Annotated in this window: 12 protein-coding genes; 9 read left to right on the forward strand and 3 right to left on the reverse strand. The window is 67.9% G+C overall.

Annotated elements, in window-relative coordinates:
• The 5 genes from AC1DY5_RS26305 to AC1DY5_RS26325 form a co-directional block, all read left to right on the forward strand.
• The coding region (locus tag AC1DY5_RS26305; protein ID WP_478116152.1) for an ABC transporter substrate-binding protein at positions 1 to 709 on the forward strand (709 nt) is incomplete at its 5' end.
• A 145-nt stretch (positions 710 to 854) separates the two neighbouring features.
• Positions 855 to 1,736 carry a branched-chain amino acid ABC transporter permease gene (locus AC1DY5_RS26310; RefSeq protein WP_478116154.1) on the forward strand — a complete coding sequence of 294 codons (882 nt, stop codon included), beginning with the start codon at positions 855 to 857 and terminating at the stop codon, positions 1,734 to 1,736.
• A 2-nt stretch (positions 1,737 to 1,738) separates the two neighbouring features.
• Positions 1,739 to 2,602: a branched-chain amino acid ABC transporter permease gene (locus AC1DY5_RS26315; protein ID WP_478116156.1), complete on the forward strand. Its 864-nt coding sequence runs from the start codon at positions 1,739 to 1,741 to the stop codon at positions 2,600 to 2,602.
• Entirely contained in the window at positions 2,599 to 3,399 is an 801-nt protein-coding gene (locus AC1DY5_RS26320) for an ABC transporter ATP-binding protein (protein ID WP_478116158.1), read from the forward strand. Before AC1DY5_RS26315 ends, AC1DY5_RS26320 begins: the two co-directional genes overlap by 4 nt.
• Entirely contained in the window at positions 3,396 to 4,124 is a 729-nt protein-coding gene (locus AC1DY5_RS26325) for an ABC transporter ATP-binding protein (protein WP_478116160.1), read from the forward strand. Before AC1DY5_RS26320 ends, AC1DY5_RS26325 begins: the two co-directional genes overlap by 4 nt.
• Here the strand turns inward: AC1DY5_RS26325 and dxs are convergent.
• From dxs to xseB, 3 genes are read right to left on the reverse strand one after another with little or no spacing between them, the layout of a single operon-like run.
• Positions 4,121 to 5,965, reverse strand: coding sequence for a 1-deoxy-D-xylulose-5-phosphate synthase (gene dxs, locus AC1DY5_RS26330; RefSeq protein WP_478116162.1), 1,845 nt, complete (start codon positions 5,963 to 5,965; stop codon positions 4,121 to 4,123). The genes AC1DY5_RS26325 and dxs overlap by 4 nt on opposite strands.
• A 15-nt stretch (positions 5,966 to 5,980) precedes the next feature.
• A complete protein-coding gene (locus tag AC1DY5_RS26335) occupies positions 5,981 to 6,958 on the reverse strand; it encodes a polyprenyl synthetase family protein (protein WP_478116163.1) in 978 nt (325 codons plus the stop codon).
• On the reverse strand, positions 6,955 to 7,221 hold the full coding sequence (xseB, locus tag AC1DY5_RS26340; protein WP_478116165.1) for an exodeoxyribonuclease VII small subunit: 267 nt from the start codon (positions 7,219 to 7,221) through the stop codon (positions 6,955 to 6,957). The genes AC1DY5_RS26335 and xseB overlap by 4 nt, the downstream gene beginning before the upstream one ends.
• 181 nt (positions 7,222 to 7,402) lie before the next feature.
• Between xseB and AC1DY5_RS26345 the strand changes: the two genes are divergently transcribed.
• From AC1DY5_RS26345 to AC1DY5_RS26360, 4 genes are all read left to right on the forward strand, one after another.
• Entirely contained in the window at positions 7,403 to 8,539 is a 1,137-nt protein-coding gene (locus AC1DY5_RS26345) for an aromatic ring-hydroxylating oxygenase subunit alpha (protein WP_478116167.1), read from the forward strand.
• 81 nt (positions 8,540 to 8,620) lie between these two features.
• The gene (locus AC1DY5_RS26350; protein ID WP_478116169.1) at positions 8,621 to 9,553 is read left to right on the forward strand and encodes a DMT family transporter; all 933 of its coding nucleotides are present in this window, start codon (positions 8,621 to 8,623) and stop codon (positions 9,551 to 9,553) included.
• 56 nt (positions 9,554 to 9,609) lie between these two features.
• The gene (locus AC1DY5_RS26355; RefSeq protein WP_478116172.1) at positions 9,610 to 10,530 is read left to right on the forward strand and encodes a sulfurtransferase; all 921 of its coding nucleotides are present in this window, start codon (positions 9,610 to 9,612) and stop codon (positions 10,528 to 10,530) included.
• Positions 10,527 to 11,029, forward strand: a 503-nt coding sequence (locus AC1DY5_RS26360) for a DUF2796 domain-containing protein (protein ID WP_478116171.1), incomplete at its 3' end; no start/stop codon positions are given. The genes AC1DY5_RS26355 and AC1DY5_RS26360, both read left to right, overlap by 4 nt.

The following is an 11,029-nucleotide window of genomic DNA, read 5'->3' on the forward strand; positions in this document are numbered from 1 at the left end:
GCCCGAGACCATCAAGACCGCGGTCAAGAACGCCGGCWTCAAGAAGGTGGCGGTGCTCTACGGCAACGACGACGTCTTCACCAAGAGCGGCTACGACAACTTCAAGAAGGCGCTTGACGACCTGAAGATCCCGGTCACCACCACCGAGACCTTCGCCAAGGGCGACGTCGACTTCAAGGCCCAGCTGACCAAGATCAAGGCCAGCGGCGCCGATGCGATCGTGCTGTCGGCGCTGATCGCCGAAGGTGCGCCGATCATGGTGCAGGCGCGCCAGCTCGGCCTCAACGTGCCGGTCATCGGCGGCAACGGCATGAACTCGGTCAAGGTGTTCGATCTCGCCAAGGGCAACTCCGACAACCTCTACGTCGGCAGCCCCTGGTCGTCCAGCAACGCGACGCCCGAGAACACCAAGTTCATCAAGGCCTACAACGAGAAGTACAAGACGGCGCCCGACCAGTTCGCGGCGCAGGCCTACGACGCCATGTACATCGCGGCGCAGGCGCTCAAGGGCGTCAAGCTCAGCGGCAACCTGACGACCGACCGCGCGGCCGTTCGCGATGCGCTGCCAAACGCCAAGTGGACCGGTGCCACCGGCGCCTTCCAGTTCCGCCGCGCCACCGACAAGACCGGCAAGCCGGCCGGCTACGACGCCCAGCAGACCCCCAKCGTCAGCGTGACGAAGGGCTCGGAATTCGTAATTTCAAAGTAACTCCCCGAGGTTGGCTCACTGCGCGTAGCCGGCCACCCCCTCGCCGGGGGCAACACCTGAAGCCCGGCAAAGCCGGTTCTTCGGTGTTTCACGAACAGCGGGACCGGCAATGGCCGGCCCGCTTTTTTCCGGAACGGAAACTCCCATGCTTGAACAGCAACTTGTCAACGCACTGTCCCTCGGGTGCGTCTATGCGCTCTTTGCGCTCGGCTTCACGCTCATCTTCGGCGTGCTCGGCGTCATCAACCTCTCGCACGGCGCGGTCTTCATGGTCGGCGCCTATGCCGCCGTCCAGGCCATGGCGCGCTTCGAGCTGCCGCTGTGGGCCGGTCTGCTGTTCGCTTTCGTCTTCTGCGGCTTGCTGGGCCTGCTGATCGACTTCCTGGTGCTCAAGCCGCTGCGCGCGCGCAATGCACCCCACCTGATCCCGATGATCGCCACCATCGGCGTCGCGATCATCCTCAACAACGGCGTCCAGGGCATCTTCGGTGCCGAGAACGTGCGCTTCCCGGCCGGCGTGGTGTCGGGCCAATCGCTCGACCTGGCCGGCATCCACCTGACGGCGCTCGAGCTCGGCATCATCCTGCTGTCCTTCGTGCTGATGACGGTGCTGATGGTGGCGCTCAAGCGCACCCAGCTCGGCCGCGCGCTGCGCGCGATCGCCGAGTCGCCCAAGGCGGCCTACCTGCTCGGCATCAATGTCGAAGGGCTGTTCTTCCTGACCTCGTTCGCCGCCGCCGCCCTGGGCGGCCTGGCCGGCGTGCTGATCGGCCTCTACTCCAACGCCGTGTTCCCGCTGATGGGCCAGCCGATGCTGCACAAGGGGATCGCGGTGATCATTCTCGGCGGCATGGGCGACATCCGCGGCGCGATGYTGGGCGGCCTGTTCCTCGGCTTCGCCGAAGTGCTGTCGGTGGCCTACATCGGCTCGACGATGCGCGACGCGGTCGCCTTCGGGCTGTTGTTCCTGGTGCTGCTGGTGCGTCCGAAGGGTCTCTTCGGATCGATGCAGGAACGCAAGGTCTAAGCATGGACGCGCTCAACAACTTCTGGTCGGTCTACAGCAACCTGGTGCTCACGCTGGGCACCAACGCCCTGCTGGCGCTGTCGATCTGGCTCACGCTTTCGTGTGGCATGCTGGCCATGGCCAATGCCGCCTTCATGGGCATCGGCGCCTACACCTCGGCGATCCTCACGATGACCTACGGCGTGCCCTTCCCGGTCGCGATCGCGGCCGGCATCGCGGCGCCGGCGTTGACTGCCTTCGTGATCGGCAAGCCGACGCTGCGGCTCTCGGGCGTCTACCTGGCGATGGCCACGCTGGCCTTCGGCGAAGTGGTGCGCATCGTGGTGCTCAACGCCGAATCGCTGACCGGCGGCGCGCTGGGCCTCAACGGCATTCCGCCCGTCACCCAGTGGTGGCACGTCGGGCTGGCGTTGGTGCTGGTGCTTCTGGGCCTGTGGCGGCTGCGCCGTTCCAAGGTCGGCCGCGCCTTCGAGGCCATCAAGGAAGACGAGACGGCGGCCGGCCTGATGGGCATCGACGTCGGCGCCCACAAGATGCTGGCCTTCGTGCTCGGCGGCGCGATCGCGGGCCTGGCCGGCGTGCTCAATGCACACCAGACCTTCTTCATCGGTCCGAACGAATTCGGCTTCGACCGTGGCGTCGACATCCTGACGATGACCGTGCTCGGCGGCATCAACGGCCTGACCGGCCCGGTGCTGGGCGGCGTGATCCTCACGATCCTGCCCGAGGCGCTGCGCGCCTTCGGGGATTTCCGGCTGGTGGTCAACGGCATCATCCTGGTGCTGATCGTGCTATTCCTGCCCAAGGGCATCTGGGACCCGGCGCGCTTGCGCCATTGGTTCGGCCGCAAGGGGGCCGCGGCATGAGCGCGGCTCCTCTTCTCCAACTCGACGGCGTGTCGCGCCATTTCGGCGGCCTCAAGGTGCTGCAGGACGTCAACCTCGAAGTGCCGCAGGGCGGCATCTTCGGGTTGATCGGCCCGAACGGCGCCGGCAAGACCACGGTCTTCAACCTCACCACCGGCCTGCTGCCGACCACCGGCGGCACGATCCGCTTCGAGGGCCGCGACCTCGCAGGGATGAAGCCGCACGAGATCACGCGCGGCGGCATCGCGCGCACCTTCCAGAACATCCGCATCTTCAAGGAGATGTCGCTGCTCGAGAACGTGATGGTCGGCATGCACGCCAATCTGCGCTATGGCGGCTTCGGCCTACTGGCCTCGTCGGGCCTGTTCCGCAGCGAGGAGAAGCGCGCGCGCGACCGGGCGCGCGAGCTGCTCTCGTGGGTCAAGCTCGACCACAAGGCCGACGACACGGCCGACAACCTCTCCTACGGCGACCAGCGCAAGCTCGAACTGGCCCGCGCGCTGGCCACCGAACCGAAGCTGCTGCTGCTCGATGAACCGGTGGCCGGCATGAACAGCAGCGAGAAGACCGACCTGATGCACGAGATCCGCAACATCAGCGGTCGCGGCTACACCATTTTCATGATCGAACACGACATGCGTTTCGTGATGGGCCTGTGCGAGCACATCGCCGTGCTGAACTTCGGCCGCATCATCGCGCGCGGTGGCCCCGACCAGATCCGCAACGATCCGCAGGTGATCGAGGCCTACCTGGGGCGCGAGGAAGACGAAGCGAGCAACGAGGAAGCATCGGCATGAGCGCTGCTTCTTCCACCCTGCTCAAGGTTGAGGGCCTGAAGGTCTCCTACGGGCACATCGAGGCCGTCAAGGGCATCGACTTCGAACTGCACGAAGGCCAGATCACGACCCTGGTCGGCGCCAACGGCGCCGGCAAGTCGACGACGCTGCTGGCGCTGTCGGGACTGGTCGCGAAGGCGGCGGGACGGGTGCAACTCGAGGGCCGTGACCTCACTTCGCTGTCGCCGCACAAGATCGTTTCCTCGGGCATGGTGCAGGTGGCCGAAGGCCGCGCCACGCTGACCACGCTGACCGTGCGCGAGAACCTCGAACTCGGCGCCTATACCCGGCGCGACAGCCGTGCCCAGCGCGCGGCCGACCTCGACCATATCTACACGCTGTTCCCGCGGCTAAAGGAACGTGCCGACGGCCTGGCCGGCAACCTGTCGGGTGGCGAGCAGCAGATGCTGGCGATCGGCCGGGCACTGATGGCCAAGCCCCGCGTGCTGCTGCTCGACGAGCCCTCGATGGGCCTGGCGCCGATCATCGTGCAGGACATCTTCCGCACGCTGCGCGAGATCAACCAGGCCGGCCTGACCGTGTTCCTGGTCGAGCAGAACGTGCGCCAGGCGCTCAAGATCGCCGACCGGGCCTACGTGATCGAGACCGGGAAGATCGTGCTGGAAGGCAGCGGGCGCGAGTTGCTGGGCAACCCGAAGGTGCAGGACGCGTACTTGGGGGGTTAACCGAAGCGACTGCGGATCGACTGCTCGATCCCCGCCGCATCCAGCCCGATCCCGGCCAGCAGCTTGGCCGGATCCCCGTGCTCGATGAAGCGGTCGGGCAGGCCCAGTTGCAGTACCGGCTTCTGCACACCGGCCGCCTGCAGCGCCTCGAGCACCGCACTGCCCGCACCGCCCATGATCGCGCCCTCCTCGAGCGTGACGATCGCATCGTGCGTGCCCGCGACCTGCAGCAGCAGTTCGACGTCGAGCGGCTTGGCCCAGCGCATGTTGAGCACCGTGGCGTCGATCGCCTCCGCTGCCGCGAGAGCCGGATACAGCAAGGTACCGAACGCCAGGATCGCGATGCGCCGGCCTTCGCGCCGGATCTCGCCCTTGCCGTAGGGCAGTCCATCGAGCGACAGCGGCGGCGTGACGCCGGCCCCGGCGCCGCGCGGATAGCGCACCGCCACCGGATGGTTATGCGCATAGGCGGTCGACAGCAGCTGCCGGCACTCGGCCTCGTCGGCCGGGCAGGCCACGCTCATGTTCGGAATGCAGCGCAGGAACGAAATGTCGTAGGCGCCGGCGTGGGTGGCACCGTCGGCCCCCACCAGGCCGGCGCGGTCGAGCGCAAACACCACCGGCAGGTTCTGAATCGCGACGTCGTGGATCAGCTGGTCGTAGGCACGCTGCAGGAAGGTCGAGTAGATCGCCACCACCGGCTTGAGCCCTTCGCAGGCCAGTCCGGCCGCGAAGGTGACCGCATGCTGCTCGGCGATGCCGACGTCGTAGTAGCGCTCGGGAAAGCGCTGTTCGAACTCGACCAGCCCGGAGCCTTCGCGCATCGCGGGCGTGATGCCGACCAGCCGGCCGTCCTGCGCCGCCATGTCGCACAGCCAGTGGCCGAAGACCTGCGTGAAAGTCTGCTTCGGCGCGGTCGCGGGCTTGACCAACCCGACCGCGGGATCGAACTTGGACGGCCCGTGGTAGGCCACCGGGTCGGCCTCGGCCAGCTTGTAGCCCTGCCCCTTCTTTGTGACCACATGCAGGAACTGCGGGCCGTCGAGATGCTTGAGGTTCTCGAGGGTCGGGATCAGCGAATCGAGGTCGTGGCCATCGATCGGGCCGACGTAGTTGAAGCCGAACTGCTCGAACAGCGTGGCCGGCACCACCATGCCCTTGGCATGCTGCTCGAAGCGCTTGGCGAGCTCGAACAGCGGCGGCGCGGCACGCAGCACGCTCTTGCCGACGTTCTTCGCGGCGGCGTAGAAGTTGCCGCTCATGAGCTGTGCCAGGTAGCGGTTGAGCGCACCGACCGGCGGGCTGATCGACATGTCGTTGTCGTTCAGGATCACCAGCAGCTTGCAGTCGCAGACGCCGGCGTTGTTGAGTGCCTCGAAGGCCATGCCGGCGGTCAGCGCGCCGTCGCCGATGATCGCCACCGAATGGCGGTCCTCGCCCTTCTGCTTGGCCGCCATCGCCATGCCGAGCGCGGCCGAGATGCTGGTCGACGAATGGGCGGTGCCGAAGGTGTCGTACTCGCTCTCGCTGCGCTGCGGAAAGCCCGAGATGCCGCCGAGTTGGCGCAGGGTCGGCATGCGATCGCGCCGGCCCGTCAGGATCTTGTGCGGGTAGGTCTGGTGGCCCACGTCCCAGACCAGCCGGTCGTGCGGCGTGTTGAAGACATGGTGCAGCGCGACCGTCAGCTCGACCGTGCCGAGGTTGGAGCTCAGGTGGCCGCCGGTGCGTGACACATTGTCGAGCACGCAGGTGCGCACCTCGTCGGCCAGTTGCTGGAGCTGCACGCGGTCGAAGTGGCGCAGCGCGGAGGGATCGTGGAGGGTGGGAAGCAGCGGAGCCATGGGAGTGTCTTGTTGTTATCGATCGCGGTCCACGACCATGTGGGCCAGCGCATGCAAGGCGCCGGTATCGGCCAGCGTGCTGCGATCGAGCGCGGCCAGCGATTGCGCGAGCAGGTCGCGGGCCTGCGCGCGAGCGCCTTCCAGGCCCAGCAGCGAGACATAGGTGGGCTTGTCGCTGGCCGCGTCCTTGCCCGCGGTCTTGCCAAGCGTTTCCGAATCGGCGACGACGTCGAGGATGTCGTCGACCACCTGGAAGGCCAGGCCCACGGCCGCGCCATAGTCGCGCAGCGCCGCCAGCACCGCCGGCGCCTGCGCTTCGCCGCAGGCCGCCCCCATCTCGACGCTACCCTGCAGCAGCGCGCCGGTCTTCAGGCGATGCATCTCGCGCAGCTGCGCCTCGTCGAGCGCCACGCCGACGCTGGCCAGATCGATCGCCTGGCCGCCCGCCATGCCCTGGCTGCCGGCCGCGCCGGCCAGCAGGCGGCACAGCTGGGCCTGGACCCCCGGTGCGATGGCATCGCCGGCCGGCGTGAGTAGTTCGAAAGCCAGGGCCTGCAGGGCGTCGCCGGCCAGCAGGGCGCCGGCCTCGCCGAACTTCACGTGCACCGTCGGCTTGCCGCGGCGAAGCACGTCGTTGTCCATGCAGGGCAGGTCGTCGTGCACCAGCGAGTAGGCGTGGATCAGTTCGACCGCGCAGGCCGCGCGCAAGGCCGCCTCGGGGCAGCCGCCGACCGCCTCGCTGGCCGCGAACACCAGCAGGGGCCGCAGCCGCTTGCCGCCGTCGAGGACCGCGTAGCGCATGGCGTCGCCGAGCTGCGCCGGCGCGTCGACGCCGACCCAGCGCGACAGCGCGGCCTCGACGCGCGCCAGCTGAGGCTCGCTCCAGGCGGCCAGGCGCGCCGCATCCCAGCGCAGGGCTTCCGGGCGGCTCTTGAGAACCTCTGTGCTTCGCACGGCGGTGCGAGCGCCTTCGGGCGGCCGGGCGCCGCTCATTCCGCGGCCCAGGCCTTGAGGCTGCCGGCGTCGAGCACCTTGATCTGGTCCTCGACCGCCTGCAGCCGCTCGCGGCAGAAGGCCAGCAGCGCGGCGCCGCGCTGGTAGCTGCCAAGCAACTGGTCGAGCGGCAACTGGCCCGATTCGAGTTCGGTCACGAGTTGTTCGAGTTCCTGGAGCCCGGCTTCGTAGCTCGCGGGCAGGGCGCCGGTGTCGGGCAAGGCAGGCACGGCGGCCGATGGGGAGGATGGCACCTTGGGCATTCAGGAGTTTGACGTGAAACACGCCATTTTAGGGCGGGGGGCAGGGATGCACTGCCAAGGGTACAATCCCGGTCTCCCAAAGCCGGCCCTGCCGGCGCACTTCCTCCGGGCCGTTCGCACCTCGACGGCAAGCCTTCCGTTCCATTTCTCTCTCCCTGTGGGGAGCTTGGTCAGGTCACCCATGTCTGATTTAAGTCTTCAACTGCAGCAGGCCTCGAGCCAACTTCCGGTTTCCGCGTACTTCGACGAGGCGCTCTACACCCGCGAGCTGCAAACGCTGTTCGCCAACGGGCCGCGCTACGTCGGCCATCGCCTCACGGTGCCCGAGCCGGGCAACTTCCACACCCTGCCGCAGGAACAGCAGGGCCGCGCCCTGGTGCACACGCCGAAGGGCGTCGAACTGATCTCCAATGTCTGCCGCCATCGCCAGGCGCTGATCCTCCAGGACCGCGGCCGGCTCGAGGCCCAGGCCGGCGGCAACATCGTCTGCCCGCTGCACCGCTGGACCTACGCGGCGGCCGACCCGCGCACCACCGGCACCCTGATCGGCGCACCGCACTTCGAACAGGACCCCTGCCTCAACCTGCACAACTACCCGCTGACCGAGTGGAACGGCCTGCTGTTCGAGCAGAACGTCGGCGGCCGAGGCCGCGACGTGGCGGCCGACCTGGCCCGGCTCGGCCCGCGCCTCGACCTCGAATTCGAGGGCTACGCCTTCGACCGCGTCGAGCTGCACGAGTGCAACTACAACTGGAAGACCTTCATCGAGGTCTACCTCGAGGACTACCACGTCGGCCCGTTCCATCCGGGCCTCGGTAGCTTCGTCACCTGCGACGACCTGCGCTGGGAGTTCGGCCATCATTTCTCGGTGCAGACCGTGGGCGTGGCCAACCGGCTCGGCCGCGCCGGCAGCCCGGTCTACCAGCGCTGGCAGGAGCAGCTTCTCAGGTACCGCGAGGGCCGGCCACCAAAGTACGGCGCCATCTGGCTCAGCTACTACCCGCACGTGATGGTCGAGTGGTATCCGCACGTCCTCACGGTGTCGACGCTGCATCCGGTCGGCCCGCAGAAGACGCTCAACATGGTCGAATTCTTCTATCCCGAAGAAATCGTCGCCTTCGAGCGCGAATTCGTCGAGGCCCAGCAGGCCGCCTACATGGAAACCTGCGTCGAGGACGACGAGATCGCCGAGCGCATGGACGCCGGTCGCCGCGCGCTGATGCTGCGCGGCGACGACGAGAGCGGCCCCTACCAGAGCCCGATGGAAGACGGCATGCAGCAGTTCCACGAGTGGTACCGCCGCGAGATGCGTACGTGAGAGATTGCGGGACAGACCAATAAACTGCAGAGCAGTTTTTGCTCTGTCCTCAACTGACTAGATAGAAAGCCACTCCCCACAATGCAAGCGCTCTGGATGGTGCTGGGCGCACTGATCTTCGCCACGATGGGCGTGTGCGTGAAGTTCGCCTCGGCCTGGTTCTCCAGTGCCGAACTGGTCTTCTACCGCGGCCTGATCGGCATCGTCTTCCTGTGGGTGCTGGCACGCAGCCGCGGCGTCACGCTGGGCACCCGCTATCCCGGCATGCATGCCTGGCGCAGCCTGATCGGCGTGGTCTCGCTGGGCGCCTGGTTCTTCGCCATCGCCCACATGCCGCTGGCCACCGCGATGACCCTCAACTACATGAGCAGCGTCTGGATCGCGGCCTTCCTGGTCGGCGGCGCCCTGCTGGCCTGGGTGCCGGTGCCGGGCCGCGACGGCAAGATGCCGCGGCCGCCGCTGCAGGGACCGCTGGTCCTGACGGTGCTGGCCGGCTTCGGCGGCGTGGTGCTGATGCTCAAGCCGACGGTCGGCGACAACCAGGGCTTCGCCGGGCTCATGGGCCTGCTGTCGGGGCTCACGGCCGCCTTCGCCTACATGCAGGTGGTGGCGCTGTCGCGGCTCGGCGAGCCCGAAGCGCGTACGGTGTTCTATTTCGCGGTCGGCTCAGCGGTGGCGGGCGGCCTGGGCACGCTGCTGGGCGGGGCCACGCCCTGGGCCGAATGGACCTGGGGCCATGCGCTGTGGCTGCTGCCGGTTGGCCTGCTGGCGGCGCTGGGCCAGCTCTGCATGACACGCGCCTACGCGAGCGCCAAGACCGAGAGCGGCACGCTGCTGGTCGCCAATCTTCAATACTCCGGCATCGTCTTCGCGGCGATCTACAGCGTGCTGCTGTTCGGCGACCGCATCGACGGCGAGGGCTGGGCCGGCATGGCGCTGATCGTCTGCAGCGGCATCGCCGCCACCGTGCTGCGCCAGCGSTCGCTGCCGAAAGCACCGGCCGAAGAGCACTAGGCTCGCCCCAGTTGGCCCGGACTTCGTTGGACAATCTGGTTTTCGTCGAGGCCATGATGCACAACCCGCCCTTCACCACCTTGATTTCCGCCGAGCAACTGAAAGCCTTGCTGGCCGGCAGCGCCACGTCGACGATGGTGTTCGACTGCAGCTTCGACCTGACGAAGCCGGACGCCGGCGCGCAACAGTACCGTGCCGCGCACATTCCGGGCGCCGTGTATGCCAATCTCGACACCGATCTCAGCGCCAAGCATGGCGTGCCCGGCTCGCACGGCGTCGTGGTGGCGCGGGACGACGGTCCGCCGGCCTCGGGCGGGCGCCATCCGCTGCCCAGCCGCGAGCGCTTCGCCGCCTGGCTGTCGAGCGTCGGCTTCGCCAACGGCATGCAGGCGGTGGTGTACGACCGCAACGGCGCCAACTACTGCGGCCGGCTCTGGTGGATGCTGAAGTGGATCGGCCACGAGGCCGTGGCCGTGCTCGATGGCGGCCTGCAGGCCTGGGAGGCCGCCAGCGGCCAAGTGACGAACCGCGCGGAGCCGACGCACTTCCAGTCGAACTTCGTGGCCGGCGAGCCGCTGCTGAGGCTGGTCGACACGCGGACGGTGGCGGCGCGGCTCGAGCAGGCCGGGCAGACGCTGATCGACGCCCGCGCCGCCGCAAGATATCGCGGCGAGGTGGAACCTCTGGACCCGATCGCGGGTCACATCCCGGGGGCCCTGAACCGGCCCTTCACCGAGAACCTCGGTCCCGACGGCAAGTTCAAGCCGGCCGCGCTGTTGCGCGCCGAGTTCGAAAGCTTGCTGGCGGGCCGGGATCCCGCGACGGTCGTACACCAGTGCGGCAGCGGCGTGAGCGCCGTGCCCAACCTGCTCGCCATGCAGATCGCGGGCCTCGGGCCGACCGCGCTCTATGCCGGCAGCTGGAGCGAATGGAGCAATACGCCGGGGCTGCCGACCCGGCAAGGCGCCCAAGCATGACCCTGTCGCGACGACCCTTCGCCACCCTAACCCTCGCCGCCCTGCTGAGCACAGCCTTCGCCGCATCAGCCCAGAATCAAGCGGCCCACGTGCACGGCCAGGTCAGGCTCGACGTCGTGATCGACGGCCCGACCATCGTGATCGCGATGGAGTCCCCGCTCGACAACTTCGTCGGCTTCGAGCGCGCACCTCGCACCGACGCCGAGAAGAAGACCGCCGAGGATGCGATCGCGCATTTGCGCGCCGCCGACCAGCTGTTCAAGATCGATCCGGCCGCGAACTGCAAGCTCGGCCCAGTGACGCTGCGCTCCGCCGCGCTGGGCCTGGGCAAGGGAGAGGAAGGGGCCGGCGACGGCCATGCCGACCTCGACGCCAGCTTCGCCTTCAACTGCACCAACACGGCGGCCGCCAAATTCATCGACGTCGATTTCTTCAATGCGTTCAAGGGCACGCGCCAGATCGAGGCCCAGATCGCCGCGCCGCAGGGGCAGTTCAAGCG

This window comes from Variovorax sp. P4_D9 (assembly GCF_056401695.1).